The sequence below is a fragment of the Vibrio sp. YT-19(2023) genome (genome assembly GCF_033337395.1).
Genome location: NZ_JAWOQN010000542.1, coordinates 1 through 681, shown reverse-complemented (window position 1 = coordinate 681; position 681 = coordinate 1). Strand labels below are relative to the sequence as shown.

Below are 681 nucleotides of genomic sequence, written 5' to 3'. Positions count from 1 at the left end.
CATCACCAATACTTTTGACCCCGTACGAGATGCACGGATAAGCTCCAGCGCCAATCGTTCTGAGCCATAACTGCGATTTGGCAATTCTGTTAAGGTGTCGTATTTGGCTTGGAATGCGAGCTCTTTCTCCGATGCTTTTCGGCGCTCTATTTCTTTGGTGAGTTTGTGGTTTTGTTGAGAAAGAATATCTTTACGCTTTTTTTCTTCCTCAAGCTTAATCTTTAATTCCAATTTATTATTGTTTGCGACAAATGCATAACACAGCGCAATAACAATCATCACGGCGAGCATACTTAGCCCAACAATAAAGAGTCGAGAAGTAACAATGTCTCGCCCGTTGAGCGGTCCAAACCATGCCATCAATTTAAAGTGATGTTGTTCCACTGGCACTTCGAAATATATTTTCCCATCCAAAACTTTAGAAAGAAAATGATTCTCATCTGCATTAGTGGTTGAATTTTTAGTGATGGAATCCCACACCACCATTTCAACATCTTTTATTTTCAGCACCATGCGACTGTAGCTGTCTTCGTGCTCTTGATTGGTTAATTGCTCAATAACAATATCTTTATTAATGTCCGCAATTAAAAAAGCCACTGGTTTCCCAGAAAATTTGACTTGCTTAATCACTTGAATCCGAATGTTGTCACCATCACGAGTGGCACAAACTTCTTCCGGATG

At 40.1% G+C, this 681-nt stretch carries 1 pseudogene; it reads right to left on the bottom strand.

From position 1 onward, the window contains the following. Window positions 1–681: pseudogene (locus R7E78_RS27005) on the bottom strand (GGDEF domain-containing protein); the annotation flags it as partial.